Annotated in this window: 14 protein-coding genes; 10 read left to right on the forward strand and 4 right to left on the reverse strand. The window is 73.5% G+C overall.

The window, feature by feature from the left end; translation table 11 throughout:
- The 3 genes from ACF08F_RS07850 to ACF08F_RS07860 are packed head-to-tail and all read right to left on the reverse strand — an operon-like array spanning position 1 to position 4,333.
- On the reverse strand, positions 1-1,803 hold the full coding sequence (locus ACF08F_RS07850) for a condensation domain-containing protein (RefSeq protein WP_392297610.1): 1,803 nt from the start codon (positions 1,801-1,803) through the stop codon (positions 1-3).
- Positions 1,797-3,203, reverse strand: coding sequence for a DUF6271 family protein (locus ACF08F_RS07855; protein WP_392297611.1), 1,407 nt, complete (start codon positions 3,201-3,203; stop codon positions 1,797-1,799). The genes ACF08F_RS07850 and ACF08F_RS07855 overlap by 7 nt, the downstream gene beginning before the upstream one ends.
- Entirely contained in the window at positions 3,185-4,333 is a 1,149-nt protein-coding gene (locus tag ACF08F_RS07860; protein ID WP_392297612.1) for a phytanoyl-CoA dioxygenase family protein, read from the reverse strand. Before ACF08F_RS07860 ends, ACF08F_RS07855 begins: the two co-directional genes overlap by 19 nt.
- A gap of 440 nt (positions 4,334-4,773) precedes the next feature.
- Between ACF08F_RS07860 and ACF08F_RS07865 the strand changes: the two genes are divergently transcribed.
- Positions 4,774-5,631 (forward strand): hypothetical protein, encoded by an 858-nt coding sequence (locus ACF08F_RS07865; protein ID WP_392297613.1) that lies wholly within the window; start codon positions 4,774-4,776, stop codon positions 5,629-5,631.
- A gap of 71 nt (positions 5,632-5,702) precedes the next feature.
- A complete protein-coding gene (locus tag ACF08F_RS07870; RefSeq protein WP_392297614.1) occupies positions 5,703-5,966 on the forward strand; it encodes an acyl carrier protein in 264 nt (87 codons plus the stop codon).
- A gap of 634 nt (positions 5,967-6,600) precedes the next feature.
- On the opposite strand, the gene ACF08F_RS07875 is transcribed toward ACF08F_RS07870, so the two are convergent.
- Positions 6,601-7,335 carry a hypothetical protein gene (locus ACF08F_RS07875; RefSeq protein WP_392297615.1) on the reverse strand — a complete coding sequence of 245 codons (735 nt, stop codon included), beginning with the start codon at positions 7,333-7,335 and terminating at the stop codon, positions 6,601-6,603.
- 188 nt (positions 7,336-7,523) lie between these two features.
- On the opposite strand from ACF08F_RS07875, the gene ACF08F_RS07880 reads away from it, so the two are divergent.
- From ACF08F_RS07880 to ACF08F_RS07915, 8 genes are all read left to right on the forward strand, one after another.
- Positions 7,524-8,606, forward strand: coding sequence for an AI-2E family transporter (locus ACF08F_RS07880; RefSeq protein WP_392297616.1), 1,083 nt, complete (start codon positions 7,524-7,526; stop codon positions 8,604-8,606).
- Between the two features lie 253 nt (positions 8,607-8,859).
- Positions 8,860-9,063 (forward strand): cold-shock protein, encoded by a 204-nt coding sequence (locus tag ACF08F_RS07885; protein ID WP_392297617.1) that lies wholly within the window; start codon positions 8,860-8,862, stop codon positions 9,061-9,063.
- 285 nt (positions 9,064-9,348) lie between these two features.
- Positions 9,349-10,830 carry a DEAD/DEAH box helicase gene (locus ACF08F_RS07890; RefSeq protein WP_392297618.1) on the forward strand — a complete coding sequence of 494 codons (1,482 nt, stop codon included), beginning with the start codon at positions 9,349-9,351 and terminating at the stop codon, positions 10,828-10,830.
- Positions 10,831-11,034: 204 nt separating this feature from the next.
- Entirely contained in the window at positions 11,035-12,315 is a 1,281-nt protein-coding gene (locus ACF08F_RS07895; RefSeq protein ID WP_392297619.1) for a hypothetical protein, read from the forward strand.
- Between the two features lie 52 nt (positions 12,316-12,367).
- Complete coding sequence (locus ACF08F_RS07900) at positions 12,368-13,039, forward strand: 4'-phosphopantetheinyl transferase (protein ID WP_392297620.1); 672 nt, start codon at positions 12,368-12,370, stop codon at positions 13,037-13,039.
- A 95-nt stretch (positions 13,040-13,134) separates the two neighbouring features.
- A complete protein-coding gene (locus tag ACF08F_RS07905; protein ID WP_392297621.1) occupies positions 13,135-14,865 on the forward strand; it encodes a tetratricopeptide repeat protein in 1,731 nt (576 codons plus the stop codon).
- Positions 14,866-14,878: 13 nt separating this feature from the next.
- Positions 14,879-15,376 (forward strand): hypothetical protein, encoded by a 498-nt coding sequence (locus ACF08F_RS07910; protein ID WP_392297622.1) that lies wholly within the window; start codon positions 14,879-14,881, stop codon positions 15,374-15,376.
- A gap of 86 nt (positions 15,377-15,462) precedes the next feature.
- The gene (locus ACF08F_RS07915; protein WP_392297623.1) at positions 15,463-15,948 is read left to right on the forward strand and encodes an SAM-dependent methyltransferase; all 486 of its coding nucleotides are present in this window, start codon (positions 15,463-15,465) and stop codon (positions 15,946-15,948) included.
- The last annotated feature ends 38 nt before the right edge of the window (positions 15,949-15,986 follow it).

Genomic DNA, 15,986 nt, shown 5'->3' on the forward strand with positions numbered 1-15,986 from the left:
TCACATCCGCCGGTCGCGGCCGGTCCCTTCCGAGAGAATCTGCTGCCGGGCCCAGGCGCCGTCCGGGGCGGCCTCCGCCGGCGGGTCCTGGACGATCACGTACCGGCGGGGAGCGAGGAGTCCGGGACGGCCGGGGAGGGCGTCCATGAAAGCGGCGTGTGCCGTGGCCGGAGTCAGCGGGCCGCCCCCGGAGGCGATGTACGCCGTGAGGCCCCGCTCGGCGTCCCCTTCCGCCGCACCGCCGTCGTGCGCGGGATCCGCGGTGACGTGGACGGGTACGCCGTCGAGGACCTGGCTCAGGGCGTCCGCCACGGCCGGCGGCGAGACCCAGGACCCGTCCACGCGCTCCCACTCCGGGCCGCGCTCGACCGGCCGGACCCCCGTCACCTCGGTGAGCGAGTCCAGCGGTACGTCCCCGGTGGCGGCCGCCTCCAGCAGACGCACCAGGCCGACGACGAAGCCCTCGGCCTGTTCCCGGGTGAACACCGCGGGATCCGCCCACACGGCGAGGCGCAGCAGCGGGTCCGTCTCGTGGACGAAGGTCAGGACGCGCGTCGGCAGCAGCTGCTCCTCGCCCCAGGTGAGCTCCAGCTCGGGGCCGGGCGGCGGGGTGAGCGGCGCGGCCGGCGGGGCGGCGGCGGGGCCGGCGGGGCGGGCGGTGGGCAGGGTGCTCACGTCGTTGAAGGCGACGTCGCGTGCGAACCGGCTGCCGCGCTCGAAGGTCGTCCTGTCGATCATCTCCCACAGGCTCACGGAGTCGAACCGGCTGTGCCGGTAGGCGTTGAGCGCCGCCCCCCAGGCCTTGCCGAGGAGCACGTCGAAGGACGGGACCCGGACGTCGAGGCAGAGCAGGGCGTCCTGGGACAGGGTGTTCACCGAGCGGGTCAGCCGGGGCTCGTAGCGGTTGGAGGTCGGGACGGCGGTCACACACGCGGGCTGGCCCGTGCGGTGCGCGAGCAGCGCGCACCAGGCCGTGAGCAGCACCGTCGCGGGGAGGCCACCGGTCCGCTCCGCCACCTGTGCCAGGGCGCGGGCGCCCCGCCGGGACCGGAGGGTGAGTCGCGGCGCGCCGATCTCGGTGCCCTCGGCGCCCGGTTCCGCGAACATGGCCTGCGGTCCCGTACGGATGATCCGCTCCCAGTACGCCAGCGAGGCGGCGGACTTGCGGACGCCGGCCGGGGCGGCCTCCTCGGCGGCGAGGCCGAGGGGCGTGAGGGCCGAAAGGGGAGGCAGCGTCCCGCCGGACAGCAGCGTGAGCCATTCCTCCCTGAGGACGCCGAGGGCGCTGAAGTCGGTGGCGGCGTGGCTGGCGGCCACGGCGGCGAACACCGGAGCGCCGTCGACGGCGACCAGGGTCACCCGCAGGGGGAAGTCACGGTCCAGACGGAAGCGCCCGTCACGGGCCTCGCGCGCCAACGCCTCGGCGTAGGCGGCGGGGTCGCCGGGGAGCTCGTCGTGGTCCAGGACGGTGACGGTGAACGTACCGGCGGCGGCGACGACCTGCTCGCGGGGAGCGGTCCCCGGGGGGTGCGGGAACGTGGTGCGCAGCGCCTCGTGGCGTACCGCGAGGGTGCGCAGGGCGTCGACGGCGGCCTCCGTGCGCGTCCCGGCGGGCGCCGGCCACACGTCGTGGATGTTGATGTGCTCGGGCTCGTCCCGCAGGACGCAGCGGATCATGTTGGCCTGCCCCATCGTGACGGGGCCCCGGCGCTCCTCGCCGCCCTCGTACGCGACGCTCAGGGTGGCGGCGCGGGCGCTCGGAGGGGTGTCCTGGAGCCGCGAGGGGTCTCGCTCACTCACCATGTGATGCCTTTCACGGACTTCGTGGAGCGGATCAGGGGGTCCCAGGCGTCGATCAGGAGGGCGAAGTCCTCCATGTCGGTCCGGGCCTCGTCGAGGAGCCGCTCGCGTTCGGCGGCGAGGACCTCGGCGGCCTCGGCGTAGCGGCCGCCGAGCTTGCGGTACGAGCGGTCGACCACGTCGAGGCGTTCCCGGTTCCCGGCGGGGTCCAGGCGGGTGCTGTCCCTGACGAACCCGGCGACGGCGGCCGCGCGGACCCGGCCCCCGTCGTCGAGCAGCTCCGCCCCGGCGGCGGCCGTCCGCCCGTACACGGCCTCGAAGTACGGCGTGGACAGGAAGTACTTGGCGAGCCGCCGGTGGTAGGCGAGGAACCCCGCGTCGGAACGGCGCTCGTCCGTGTGGAAGTTGACGATGTGGCGGTTGTGCAGGACGCCGGGCAGCCGGGCGCCTTGGACCACGTGGACGAGGAAGTAGTCGCTGCCGATGGTGTCGGTGGCGGGAGGCAGCGGCACCCGGCCGTAGACCTCGCGGGTGAAGGCGATGTTGCACATGTCCACGCGGGTCGGGCTGACGTGGGTGAGCGTCGAGAGGTCGCGGGTGAAGGGGGTGGTCCCGGCGCCCCGGAAGGCCTCGGCGATGAGGTTCCTGCGCCAGATCTCCGGATAGCCGTCGGGGACCGACAGGCCGATGACGTCCTCGTAGACGGCGGGGTCGAGCCGGTGGATCTCCGCGACGTCCACGGACATCTCGCCGACGAAGGAGCCGCCGACCATGGCCACCGGCCGGTCCGCGCACGCGGGGTCGAGCCGGCTCCGCGACACGAGCCCGACGAGATCGGCGGGCAGCCGCCCCAGGGACGTGAGCTCGTGGTGGATCGGGAAGACCGGTGCGCCGACCTCGTCCGGAGCGCCTGCGAGTCCCGACTTCCCCGAGTTCCCCGAGTTCCCCGAGTTCTCCGTGCTTCCCGTGGTTCCCGTGCTCTCCGCGCTCCCCGTGCGGGACTGGTAGCGGCTGTCGGAGTCCCGGCGGTGCACCGAGTCGCAGCCGAGGGCCTCGGCCAACAGGAACGCGCGGTCGGTGCAGGCGCCGTAGGAGACGCGGGACGGCAGCAGCAGGTCGAGGACCCGGTCGGGACCGGCGACGCCCGACCGGGCGACCACCTCCCGCAGGAAGGCCCGCTGCTCGGCCTCGTCGAGGTGGTGGACGACCACGCCCGGCACCGGCGGCAGGCCGGCCACCGCGTCACGGTGCCCGGCGAGCACATGGCCCTCGGAGGAGTCCAGGACCAGCAGGTGCACCTCGACGCCGAAGTTCCGGGCGCCGTAGGCGGCCTCCTCGGCGACGGCCCTGATCGTCTCGGCGCAGGCCCGGTTGGTGGGGAGGGTCAGACAGACGCGGCGCACGCCGGTTCTCCGTCCCCGCTCCGGCCGTCGGCCGCAGAGGCCCCGGCCGTCCCGTCCGTCCCTGCGGTCCCGTCGGTGCGAGCGGCCTCGTCGGTCTCGTGCCACGAGGTGAGCCCGAGGAGTCGGCGGCCGAGCCCGGTCAGTTCGGCGGTGGGGTAGCGCTTGGACTCGTGGAGCACCGGATCGCCGACGAGGGTGCGGTTCCAGCGGGGGGTGCGCAGATGCCGCCAGGACTCGACGCGGGACCGCCGCAGCCGCTCGTGCTCCTCCAGCGCCGGCATCATCGACAGGTACTGGACCGCCCGCACCCCGTTCTCGGAGGTGTTGCGCGCCACCCCGTGGGCGAGGAGGCCGTTCCAGATCAGCAGGTCGCCGGGGTGGAGCTCGGGCCGTACGACCGGGAACTCGGCCCGGTCCACGGCGGGCCGCAGGGGGTCACGGCCGGCCGGCTGGGCGATCTTCCACTCCTCGAACCGCCGGAACAGCTCCGGGTCGCACTGGAAGCCGCCGGTCTCGGGCCGGGTGTCGTTGAGCGCGATGATCCCCTGCACCCGCTGCGGCGGGACGCCGAGCGTGGTGTCGATGTCCCAGTGCAGCTCGATGTCGAAGCCCCGGTCGGTGGGCTCGATCAGCGCACGGTCGCGGTTCCCGACGTTGGGCGGATTGAGGTTGAGCCGGTCCAGAGTGACCCACAGCTCCTCGCAGTCCCACACGTCGACGAAGGCGTCGTACACGCGCTGCGACTGGCGGCTGTTCCACAGCAGTTGGTGGTGGTACGCCTCCACGAACCCGTACACGTGCAGCTGCTGGTCCAGCTCGGAGCGGAACGGCCGGTCCTCGTACCAGCTCTCCGGCCGGTCCGGGTCCAGGCCCTGGAACTCCCAGGTGAAGTCCAGGAGCCGCCGTGCGTCCTCGGCCGGTACGGCCTCCCGGACGACGACGTATCCGTACGTCTGCCAGTGGGCGAAGTCCTCCTCGGACAGCACCCGCAGGGGGCGGGTCTTCCGCAGCTCCCGCAAGGTGGTCTGGGCGAGGTAGGACTCGCCGTCCGCGCTGAAGTACGGAAGGTCCGACGCCGCTCTGTGCAGCCGGGGGCGGCGCGAGCGGCCGTGGGGAGCGGGGGTCGTCATGTGGTCCCTCCAGGACGGGAGTCAGGGCCGGGGACGGTCGCTGCCGGATTACGCAGCAGCATTGGTTTAGACCATAGCTGCTGTCAAGTGTCGGCCGGATATGTGCAATTGACGTGTCCGGAAGATCGAAACGAACACTCGGAGACCCGTGCCGACTCGCCATGTGTGGTCTAGACAAGGCCTGACGGGCTGGCCTAGGGTCCATGGCGCGGCTCCGATCCCTGGGGCCCCTTCCCAGGCCCGTGGCCCCGGCGGGGCACCGGCCGGAAGCACCGCCGCGCCCGGTCGAAGGCGACCACGTCCCCGGACCCTCGGACGGCCCTGACCCCACCGAGCCGAGCCCGTCCGGGTCACCACCCCACGCGCGCCGCGGACCGTCGTCCTGCCCACCCGCCCACGCCCCCGACCTGTTCGCACACGCTGAGAGGGAGCGGTTCCCGATGAGTACGACCAGCAGTACGGCCCTGCCGGCCGGCGGCCTGAAGAGCCCCGGACCGGGACTGCTCACGCTCGACCCGGTCCACACCGCCCTCCTGCACGGCCTCGACGCCCTGCTGACCGGCCTGGCCGCCCGCCTCGCCGCCCCCGAAGTGGTCGGACCGCCCCTGCTCTCCGTCGAGGGCCTGGCCCGGCTGGACTACTTCCGCAACTTCCCCCATCTCGGCGTCTCCGCCGGGCGGTTCACCCCCGAGGCACTCGACGGCCTCGCGGCCGGCGAGGACCCGGCGGAGCTGCCGCTGCGCCCCACCGGCCACCTGCTCCCCTCGGCCACCTGCTACGGACTGCTGCTCTCGCTGGAGGGCACGGACGTCGGCGAGGACGGCCTGCGGCTCTCCGCGACCGGCCGCTGCTTCCGCAACGAGACCCACTACGACGGCCTGCGACGCCTGTGGGGCTTCCACATGCGTGAGGTCCTCTACCTCGGCACCAAGCAGGGAGCGGTCGAACACCTCGAGAACGGCTCCGAGTTCGTCCGCGGACTCGCCGCGCTCCTGGGCCTCGAACTGACCCGGGCCACGGCCGACGACCCGTTCTACGACCGTGGCGGCTCCCGGGCCCGCCTCATGGCGCTCGACCCGGTCAAGCACGAGTTCAGCGCGCCCGACGGCACGGCCATCGCCTCCGTGAACCGGCACCGCAACTTCTTCGGCGAGCGCCTGGACATCCGGGCCGGCGACGCGGGCCCCGCGTACAGCGCCTGCGTCGCCTTCGGCGTCGAACGCTGGGTGCACGCCATGATCCTCGCCCACGGCACCCCCGAACAGGCCCTCGCGCACCTCCGGTCCGCGCGGCCCTGAGCCCCGCCCGGCCCCGAACCACCCCCGACCCGCGCAGCGACCCCGCACGGCAACAAGGAGTGACCCGCACCATGGAACGCATCGCCGAGTGGCTCCACGAGAAGAACCCCGGCCTCGACGGACCGATCGACGTGGACGAGGACCTCATCGAGGCCCGGCTCATCGACTCGATGGACTTCCTGGAGTTCATCGACCTCCTGGAGGAGATCTCCGGCGACTCCATCGACCTCCAGGACGTCACCATCGACGACTTCCGCACGCTCAGCCGCGTGGAGCGACGCTTCCTGACCCCCTCAGGAGCGGCCGCCGCCCCCGGTACGAACGCCGCCGGCTGACCGGCGCACCCATGACGTGCGACGGCCGTACGGCGCTGGCGGCCGTCGCGACCACCGGCGAGGTCCTGGCCCACCCCCGGCTGCACGAGGGACTGCTCGCGCCGTGGGAGCTGCGACGGCTCGCCGCGATCCGCGTGCCGAGCCGCCGGGACGACGTCCTCGCCGCTCGGCTGCTCGTGCGGCTCTGCGTCGCCCGGTTCACGGGCAGGTCACCCGAGGAGTCGGCCCCGGCCCAGCACTGCGCCGCGTGCGACCGGCCCGGCCACGGCCGCCCCTACCTCCCCGGCCGGCCCGGCGTCGGCGTCAGCCTGAGCCACGCCGACGGCCTCGTCGCGGCGGCCGCCGGCCCCGGAGCGGTGGGCGTCGACGTGGAACCCGTCACCCGCAGACCGGGCCCCGTGTCCGCGATGGCACGGCTCCTCCCCGAGTCCGCCGTCCGCGAGGCCGCCGGCGCCCCGGACCCGCGCGCGGCCCTGCTCCGCCTGTGGGTCGGCGAGGAAGCACGCCTGAAGGCCGGTGCCGACGGTCTCCGCCTCCTCGAATGGACGGACCCGCACCGCTCGGCCGTGGCGGCGGTCGCCTCCGCCGCCCCCGTCACGGTCATCTCCCTCGGACCCGACGCCCGTCCCGCCGGTCAGGGGGCCGCCGGGCCCCACGCCGTGGTCAGGCCGTCCAGCCACGCGGGCGGCAGCTCGGCCGCGTCCCACTCCTCGTGGAGCGCCTCCGGCGCGGCGGCGAGCCGCTCCAGCACGGCGACGCTCGTGGGGGAGTGGACCAGCGAGTAACGGCCGTGGATCGCGATGGCGCTGCCGGGACCGTACTCCGCGTACAGCCGCTCCAGGCGCGCGTGATGCGTCGCGGCGAACTCCGTCAGCCGCCCCGGGTACCCCGCGCGCTGCCGGGGGCTCATCGTGCCGAGGACGGCGGTGAGCACCTGCTCGGTCGCGTCCGGGTCGAGATCGGAGACGGCGGTGTACGACAGGTAGAGCGGTGTGATCGCGACCTTCGCCCGTTCCATCTCCGCCCGGCCGACGGGAGAGCGGTCGTCCGGCGAGGCCGCCGTCGGATCGGGGGTGAGGGCGTGGCGCAGGGTGCGTTCCGCGATGTCCGCGAGCTCGTCGGCGACCGCACGGGTACCGTCGCGCCAGCCGGCCTCGTAGTCCCCGTCGCTCCCCTCCGGCGCGCTCCGGCCGCCCTCGGCGATCTCGGTGTGGGCGAGCGCGAGGGCGCCGGCCTCCACGAGCCCGATCAGCTCCTCGGCGTCCCCCGACCAGACCCCGGCTCTGGCCAGGAGCTGGAGGAGGGTCCTCTTCGCGTTGAGGACGCTCGCCGCGTCCAGCTGCTGCCGTCCGTCGTCCGCGGCGTTCATGGGCTCCTCCTCACCCGGCGCGGGACCACCCGCCCCGTACCGGACACTAGCAGCGGACGATCACCCGAACACGGGACCCGACGAGCTCCGTGACGAGCCATGGGCGCCCCCGGGTCCGCCCCCGGCTGACCGGGCGAATGTCGGGCCGGCGGCGTGGCCCGGAGCGCCCCCGGTGGTACCTCGTCGCCATGCAGCCAGGCACAGCACCGCCGGTGACCCCGCTCCTCCGCACGGCCGCCGCGTACGCGTGGCGGCTGCTGATCGTCGGCCTGCTCGTCTACAGCCTGTTCGCCGTCCTCGGCCGCTTCCACGAGATCGGCGTCGCCGTCTTCCTCGGCCTGGTGATCACCGCGCTGCTGCGCCCGGTCGCCGACATCGTCGCCAAGGGCTTGCCCCGGCCCCTGGCCGTCGCCCTCACCCTGCTCGGCGGCATCGCGCTCGTCCTCGGGGTGCTCACGCTGGTCGGCGAGGCCGTCGCGGGGGAGCGGACGACCCTGGTGCGCGAGTTCAGGGACGGGATCGACCGGATCGAGGACTGGCTGGAACGGCCGCCGTTCCGGCTGCACCCGGAGGCCCTCACCGATGTGCAGTCGAGGATCGGCCAGTTCCTGTCCAGCCACCGGTCCGCCCTGGTCAGCGAGGCGGTGAGCGGCGCCGGCCATGTGGTGGCCGTCTTCACGACCCTGGCCCTGGCGGTGTTCTCCGCGGTGTTCTTCATCCACGCCGGGGACCGGCAGTGGGCCTGGTTCCTGGGCCAGCTGCCCGAGTCGGTACGGGGGCGCGTCGGGATCGCGGGACGCGCGGCCTGGCGCACCTTCACCGGCTACACCCACGGGATCGTGCTGGTGGCCGCCCTGAACGCGATCCTGGTCGGCCTCGCGCTCTGGCTCCTCGGGGTCCCGCTGGCGGTCCCGCTCGCCCTCCTGGAGTTCGTCGCCGCCTTCGTCCCCCTGATCGGCTCGCCCGTCGCCCTCGCCGTCGCCGCCGTGGTGGCCCTCGCCTCGCAGGGCCCCCTGGTGGCGGCGATCGTCGTCGCGCTGATCGTCGTGATGGGGCAGATCGAGGGGCACGTGCTGCACCCGCTCGTCATGAGCTGGGCGGTACGGCTCCACCCCCTGGTGGTGGCCGTCTCGGTCATCGCGGGCTCGATCGCGGCCGGCATCGTGGGCGCGGTGGTCGCCGTGCCGCTGGTGTCGGTGGTCTGGTCCGTCCACACGGCCCTGCGCGAGGCGCGCGGGGCCGCGCGCGGCGGGGCCGCGGAGGCGGTGTGACGGGCTTGCCGGGGGCCTCTCCGACGCGAAAATCGAAGAGGTTCCGTGTCAAAGAGCCTTCCGCGGCATTCCGTGATACAGTAGTTATCAGTTGCAGTTGTGGTTCCCATAGACTTCAAGTGCTTAGGTGGGTTTTATTCCCGCCAGAGCACTTTTTGTGTTTTCGGTGCTTTTTCCGGACGGGGCAATCATCGCGGCGACGCCGGGATTCACGCAGTGTGAATTCCGGGTAATGCCTCGAAGGAGATATCGCATGGCTACCGGCACCGTTAAGTGGTTCAACTCGGAAAAGGGCTTCGGCTTCATCGAGCAGGAGGGTGGCGGCCCGGACGTCTTCGCCCACTACTCGAACATCGCCACCTCCGGCTTCCGTGAGCTGCAGGAGGGCCAGAAGGTGAACTTCGACGTCACGCAGGGCCAGAAGGGCCCGCAGGCGGAGAACATCACCCCCGCCTAAGCTTGACGCGCTTCACGTAGCCGGTGCCCCCCACCCCCAGGGTGGGGGGCACCGGCCGTCGCCGTTTTACCGGGCCTCGCCCCGCGGGCCGCACGCCGTCCGCCGGGTCCCCCGGCATTCCCTCACCGGATGCCGTCGACATGAGTACCGCACCGCACGGATGCGCCCGGATCCGTACAGGTACTGTTCTCGGCCCGTTCCTGCAATTCCACCGGCGCGTTCACGCCGTGGATTCCTTGATACGCGCCGCATCTCAGCATCGCCGCATCGAGGAAGGCACCCCGCATGAACCGCCCGGACAAGAACCGCCCGGACACCACCGGCTCGGACGCACGCAGCTCGGACCGTACGGACGGCACCCGCCGTCCCGCCCCCTCCAAGGGCGAGTTCGCGCCGCCGGTCACCGTCACCCCGGCCCTGCCCCCGGCGGACACCTTCGGCGCCATGGAGCTCCCCGCCGAGGTCCTGCGGACCCTGACCGACCTCGGCGTCACCACGCCGTTCCCCATCCAGGCCGCCACCCTGCCGAACGCCCTCGCCGGACGCGACGTCCTCGGCCGCGCCCGCACCGGATCCGGCAAGACGCTCGCCTTCGGGCTCGCGCTCCTCAGCCGCCTCGCCGGTCGGCGCGCCGACGCCAAGAAGCCCCTGGCCCTGGTCCTCGTCCCCACGCGCGAGCTGGCCCAGCAGGTCGGCGACGCCCTCGATCCGTACGCCAAGGCCCTGAAGCTGCGGACCGCCACCGTCTTCGGCGGCGTGTCGATCAACCGCCAGGTCGCCGCGCTCGGCGCGGGCGTCGAGGTCCTCATCGCCACCCCGGGCCGCCTCACGGACCTCGTCGAGCGCCGCGACTGCCGCCTCGACCAGGTGACGATCACCGTCCTCGACGAGGCCGACCAGATGGCCGACCTCGGCTTCATGCCCCAGGTCACCGAGCTGCTCGACCAGATGCGGCCCGGCGGACAGCACCTGCTCTTCTCGGCCACCCTCGACCACAACGTCGACCTGCTCGTCCGTACCTACCTCAGCGACCCGGTGGTCCACTCCGTCGACCCCTCGGCCGGCGCCGTCACCACGATGGAGCACCACGTCCTCCAGGTCCACGGACCCGACAAGTACGCCACCGCCACCGAGATCGCCGCCCGCGACGGCCGCGTGCTGATGTTCCTCGACACCAAGCACGCCGTCGACCGGTTCACCCGCCACCTCCTCGGCAGCGGCGTCCGCGCGGCGGCGCTGCACGGAGGCAAGTCGCAGCCGCAGCGCACGCACACCCTCGAACGGTTCAGGACCGGCGCCGTCACCGTCCTCGTCGCGACGAACGTCGCCGCCCGCGGCATCCACATCGAGGACCTCGACCTCGTCGTCAACGTCGACCCGCCCGCCGACCACAAGGACTACCTGCACCGCGGCGGGCGCACCGCGCGGGCAGGCGAGTCCGGCCGCGTCGTCACCCTGGTCACGCAGGACCAGCGCAAGGACGTCGCGCGCCTCATGACGGACGCGGGCATCCGGCCGAAGATCACCCAGGTCCGCTCGGGCGAGGCCGAACTGAGCCGGATCACCGGCGCCAAGGCTCCCTCCGGCGTCGCCATCGGAGGCAACGCGCCCGTCACCCCGGCACCCTCCCAGCGCGGTGCGGCCTTCCGGGGTATCGGCACCGTCCCCGGCAAGCCCGGCCGGGCCAAGAGCGAGTCCCGCCGCTCCGCCGAGGCGCGGAAGCAGGCCGAGGCCCGGCAGGCCGCCCGGATCCGCCGCGGAGCCTAGGGTTCCACCGACGGTCGCGCCGCGCGCCGGAGGCCGGGAGGGCCACGGCGCGCCCAACGGGCCCCGCACCGACGGTTCCTGACTTTCGGACCGGTCTTGATTCCGCGCCTGAGTCGTGATCGTATGTCCCGTCTGTTTCATGATCATGAATATGGGGGGAAACGAATGACCGGGAACATGGACCGACGGTCGCTCATACGCGGAATGGCCACGGCCGGCGCCGGCGCGGCGGGCGTCGTGGCGCTGGGCGGAAGCCCGGCGTACGCGGCCGGCGGCGGCGACGACCCGTACAGCGTCGACGTGATCAGCAAGGGCGCGGACCCGACGGGTGCCACCGCCAGCGACGCCGCCTTCCGCGCCGCCGCCGCCGAGGTGCTCGCCTCCTTCCAGCCGGACCCGATCTCGGGCGCCGTCCCGAAGAAGGTCCTGGTCATCCCGCCGGGCACCTACCTGCTGACCCAGCCCGACTCGCTCCTGCCCAACGTCAACGGCGAGGGCGGCGGCGGCATCGTCGACGGCATCTCGATCACCGGCTACGGCAAGCGCCTCTCCCGCATCGTGTACGCGCCGACCGCGGACGACACCACGCTGTGGACCAACTACCAGCGCTACAAGAACATCCGGATCTCCGGGCTGACCTTCACCAGCGAGAACGCCACGTCGAGCTTCTGCTACGCCTACTCCTCGGCCGCCTACGGCGTCCAGGACACCTGGTACACCGACGTCGAGTGGCGTGGTGCCTGGAAGCGCGGCATCGGCCTCGACGGCCCGGCCACCACCTCCAACCTGAACAGCGAGATGGGCTGGGACCGTTGCCAGGTCGGCGGCTCCTACTCCGACGCGTTCCTCGTCATGGGGATGAACCCGGCCGCGACCCAGCAGGACCAGTTCCTCAACTACTGGTTCCGCGACTGCAAGGTCGAGTACCAGTCCGGCGTGTTCGTGAAGAACAACCGCGGCGGCTCGATGAACTTCGTCGGCGGTTCCTACATCCTCACGGACGCCGCCTCCGACGGCACCTTCTTCCAGCTCGGTTCCGACGCCCCCACCCGGGCCGACTCCACGATGCGCCTCTACGCCGAGGGCATCCGCTTCGAGCTGCGCGGCCTCGGCCACAAGGTGATCGACTCCCGCTGGTACAAGGGCAGCATCAGCTTCGTGTCCTGCGACGACACCGCGCTGAGCTTCAAGTCCTGGGCGCCGGACGCCGTGACGCACACCTACGCCTTCAACGCCAACGGCGACCGCGGCCCGACGGTCCGCTACACCGACTGCGCGCTGATGGGCTCGCACCAGGTCGCCACCGGCAGCGCCGCCACCACCGCCGGGAAGCTGATCTACGACGGATGCCGATTCATCGACATGACGTCCGCGACCGGCGCCACCGGCTTCCTCCGGTGGACCGGCTCGGCAGCGCCCCGCTACACCGTCCGCGACTGCCTCGGCGGCGCGACCTACGTCGCGGACGTGAAGAACCCGGCCTGACGGTCCGGTCCCGCCACCATCCCGTGATCACCCCGTACGCGGAGGGAACAGCATGATCGGCGAGCTCGTGCCCGGATCGGTCGCCACGGCCTGGCGTCTCGACGACTCCGAACCGGTCACGCTCTTCCCCGAGGAGACGGCGCTCGTCGTCAACTCGGTCGAACGGCGGCAGCAGGAGTTCGCCACCGTCCGGCTCTGCGCACGGCGCGCGCTGGCCCGGTTCGGGGTGCCCGAGGGACCCCTGACACCGGGCCCGCGCGGGGAGCCCCGGTGGCCCGCGGGGATCACGGGAAGCATGACCCACTGCGAGGGCTACCGGGCCGCCGCGGTGGCGAGCACGGCGGACGTCGTGTCGCTCGGCATAGACGCCGAGCCGGCCGGACCTCTGCCGGACGGCGTCCTCGCGGTGGTCTCACTGCCCGAGGAGCGCCGTCACCTGGCCGCGCTGGAGGCCCGGAGGCCGGGGATCGCCTGGGAGAAGCTCCTCTTCAGCGCCAAGGAGAGCGTCTTCAAGACCTGGTACCCGCTGACCGGGCGCGAGCTGGACTTCGACGAGGCGGTGCTCGAGTTCACCCCGGACGACGGGGAAGGACAGGCAGGTTCGTTCGACGCCCGGCTGCTCGTGCCCGGTCCGACGGTCGACGGCGTCCCGCGCGGGCACTTCACCGGGCGCTGGATCGCCCGGGGCGGACTGGTGATCACGGCGATCGTCCTCACCCGGTGAGCGACTGACACCCCCTGGCGCCCGCCCGGTTCATCGGGAATTCACGGGCGTCGGGGATCGTGGCCCTCCCATCCTTCCGGACAAGGGGGAGCGTCATGCCGTACGGGGACGGGGAGGCACCGGGGACCGGTGCGGGGCCGGACGCGACGGGCGAGGCGGAGCGGACCGTCGCCGCGCTGCGGGAGGCGGCGTCCGCCGACCCCGCCCGCAGGCCCGAACTCGCCCACGCCCTCCTGGTGCTGGGATCCCTCCTCGCGGGCGACCCGGACCGCCACGAGGAGTCGATCGGCGTCCTCGGCGAGTCGGCCCGGCTCTACCGCGGAACGGCCGGCGACGGAACGGACGGCCCGCTCGTCGGCCTCGCCGTCGCCACGCACCGGCAGGCCCTCGCCCTCGGCCTCGTCGGACGGCGCGAGGAGGCACGTGCGCCGGCGCGCGAAGCCGTCGGGCTCTGGCACCGGATCGTGGAGCGCGGCGTCGAGGGCGCCCGCGCCGAACTCGCCGCCGCCCTGGTGAACCTCGGCAACCAGCTCGCCGAGACCGGACGCCACCACGAGGCCCTCGACCGGATCACCGAAGCCGTGGAGATTCGGCGCTCGCTCGTCGACCCGGCGAGCGGAGCGGGCCGCCGGGAGCTCGCCTCCGCCCTCGGGGACCTCGGCATCAAGCTGGGGGAGATGGGCCGCCGGACCGAGGCCCTCGACGCGCTGCGGGCGGCGGTCGGCACGTACCGCGAGAGCGGGGCGTCCGGCCGTGGTACCCGGACGGGCACGGGGGAGCTCGCCGAGCACGCGTCGGTCTCCTTCGCTGCCGCCCGCACCCTCACCGGCCTCGGGCGCACCGAGGAGGCCCGGCCCTACTTCGCGGAAGTGGCCGGGCTCCGCGCCGAGATCACCGCGCGCGAGCCCAGGGCCGTGGCCTTCCTCGACCACCTGATCGCGGGCCACGGCTACCGGGTCACCCGGGACGGCGCGGTCCGGCCGGCCGGAGCCGAGGGAACCGATCCGCTCGACGAGATCGACCGGCTGAACGCCCACGGCCTGGCCCTGGCGGACTCCGGCCGGCCGGACCTCGCCGCGGACGCCCTCACCGAAGCCGCCGCACTCGCCCGCCCGGCGGCCGCCGCCGGTGGCACCGCGAGCGTCGTCGCCCTGGCCCGGACGCTGCACAACCTCGGGCTCGCCCGTGCCTGGGCCGGCCGGCGGGCCGAGGCGCTGGAGGCCGCCGACGAGGCCGTCCACCTCTGCCGGCGCCACCTCTTCGCCGCACCTGACACCCTTCGGCCCCTGCTCGCCGAGGCCGCGGACAGCCTGGGCAGCCGGCTCGCGGTCCTCGGGCGTCACCGCGACGCCGTCGCGCCCGCCACGGAGGCCGTGGCGCTCTACCGGCAGCTCGCCCACACCGACCCGGAGGCGTACGAGGGGGAGCTGGCCCGGGCCTCGAACAACCTGGGCATCCGGCTCACCGACAGCGACCGGCACGAGGAGGCGCTCGCCGTCACGGAACAGGCGGTCGACCTCCACCGGCGCCTGCACCGGCGCGCCCCGGAGGCGCACGTCGACGGCCTCGTCCACGCCCTGTCCAACCTCGCGCTGCGGCTGGCCCGCGTCGAGCGGTCCGACGAGGTCGCGCGCCCCACGGCGGAGGCCGTCCGGCTGCTGCGGTCCCTGGACGGGATCCACCCGAGCAACGACGTCGCCGCGCTCGCCGAGTCCCTGGCCTGGCTCGCCTGGTACCTGCGGAAGCGGGGCCACGGCGAGGCCGCCCGGGACACGGGGCGGGCGGCCGAGGACCTGCGCCGCCGCGCCCCGAAGCCGGGAAGGTGACGGAGGAGGAACCGTGGGGCGCCGCTCCGCGTCCGTACCCGACATGAGCGACGGGGGACGGCCGGAGAGGGCCGGGGCCGAGTGGCCCGAAGGGGACGGCGAGCCGGACGAGGGCAGCGAACGGAGTGGGGACGGCGAACAGGGCGAGGACAGCGAGAAGAGTGCGGACGCCGAACAGGGCGAGCTGTTGCTGAGCAGCGTCGGCTGTGTGCTCGCCCTCGCCGGAGTCGTGGCCGCGGCGGCCTTCGCCCTGCCCCGCGCCGAGTACAGCTACCAGGGCGGCTTCGAGGGGCAGGACACCGACTGGAGCGTGGTCCTCGTCGACGTGCCGCTGATCCTCCTCGGCGGCTTCGCCCTCCCGCCCCTGACCTGGGCGGCGGCCACCCGGCACCTGCGCCCGTGGGCCGCGGCACTCGTCTGCCTCGCCGTCGCCGCGCTCGCGCTCCGGGGTCTCGACGCGGTCTGGCACCCGAAGCAGGGCCCCGATCCGGGGTACGGGCCGGGACTCTGAGCGAAGCACGGCCGTCCGCGGCCGAGGGGGAGTACGCTCTTGATCATGTACGGACGAACGTCCCCCGGCGAGGAGTGAGGCAGCGCATGGCAGAGGAACAGGGCACCCCGGCGACGGTCGTCGCGTACCCCGTGGGCCACGTCGTCGGCGGCCGGGAAGAGGTGCGCGACGACGAGTGGGGCGACGTCGAGTCGGTGGTCCGGCTGGACGCGGAGGCCTTCGGCCCCGAGGCGCTGGCCGGGCTCGACGCCTTCTCGCACCTGGAGGTCGTCTACCACTTCGACCGGGTGCGGCCCGAGGCCGTGCAGACCGGCGCCCGCCACCCGCGCGGCAACACGGAATGGCCGCTGGTCGGGATCTTCGCCCAGCGCGGCAAGAACCGCCCCAACCGCCTCGGCGTCTCGCGCTGCCGGCTCATCCGCACCGACGGCCTCGACCTCCACGTGCGCGGCCTGGACGCCGTCCACGGCACGCCCGTCCTCGACATCAAGCCGTACATGGCCGAGTTCGGCCCCCAGGGACCGACCACCCAGCCGGCGTGGGCCGACGAGATCATGCGCCGCTACTACTGAGCGCGGGCCGCCCGCCGCCTCGCGGCCGCCCACGGGTG

Origin of the sequence: Streptomyces sp. NPDC015130, assembly GCF_043080005.1 — a bacterium.
Classification (GTDB): Bacteria; Actinomycetota; Actinomycetes; order Streptomycetales; family Streptomycetaceae; genus Streptomyces.

What these genes read in the sequence shown, in the direction of transcription:
- ACF08F_RS07900 (WP_392297620.1), top strand. Translation starts at nt 12,368, where the DNA reads ATGATCGGCGAGCTCGTGCCCGGATCGGTCGCCACGGCCTGGCGTCTC.
- ACF08F_RS07850 (WP_392297610.1), bottom strand. Translation starts at nt 1,803, where the DNA reads ATGGTGAGTGAGCGAGACCCCTCGCGGCTCCAGGACACCCCTCCGAGC.
- ACF08F_RS07875 (WP_392297615.1), bottom strand. Translation starts at nt 7,335, where the DNA reads ATGAACGCCGCGGACGACGGACGGCAGCAGCTGGACGCGGCGAGCGTC.
- ACF08F_RS07865 (WP_392297613.1), top strand. Translation starts at nt 4,774, where the DNA reads ATGAGTACGACCAGCAGTACGGCCCTGCCGGCCGGCGGCCTGAAGAGC.
- ACF08F_RS07860 (WP_392297612.1), bottom strand. Translation starts at nt 4,333, where the DNA reads ATGACGACCCCCGCTCCCCACGGCCGCTCGCGCCGCCCCCGGCTGCAC.
- ACF08F_RS07885 (WP_392297617.1), top strand. Translation starts at nt 8,860, where the DNA reads ATGGCTACCGGCACCGTTAAGTGGTTCAACTCGGAAAAGGGCTTCGGC.
- ACF08F_RS07905 (WP_392297621.1), top strand. Translation starts at nt 13,135, where the DNA reads ATGCCGTACGGGGACGGGGAGGCACCGGGGACCGGTGCGGGGCCGGAC.
- ACF08F_RS07915 (WP_392297623.1), top strand. Translation starts at nt 15,463, where the DNA reads ATGGCAGAGGAACAGGGCACCCCGGCGACGGTCGTCGCGTACCCCGTG.
- ACF08F_RS07880 (WP_392297616.1), top strand. Translation starts at nt 7,524, where the DNA reads ATGCAGCCAGGCACAGCACCGCCGGTGACCCCGCTCCTCCGCACGGCC.
- ACF08F_RS07870 (WP_392297614.1), top strand. Translation starts at nt 5,703, where the DNA reads ATGGAACGCATCGCCGAGTGGCTCCACGAGAAGAACCCCGGCCTCGAC.
- ACF08F_RS07890 (WP_392297618.1), top strand. Translation starts at nt 9,349, where the DNA reads ATGAACCGCCCGGACAAGAACCGCCCGGACACCACCGGCTCGGACGCA.
- ACF08F_RS07895 (WP_392297619.1), top strand. Translation starts at nt 11,035, where the DNA reads ATGGCCACGGCCGGCGCCGGCGCGGCGGGCGTCGTGGCGCTGGGCGGA.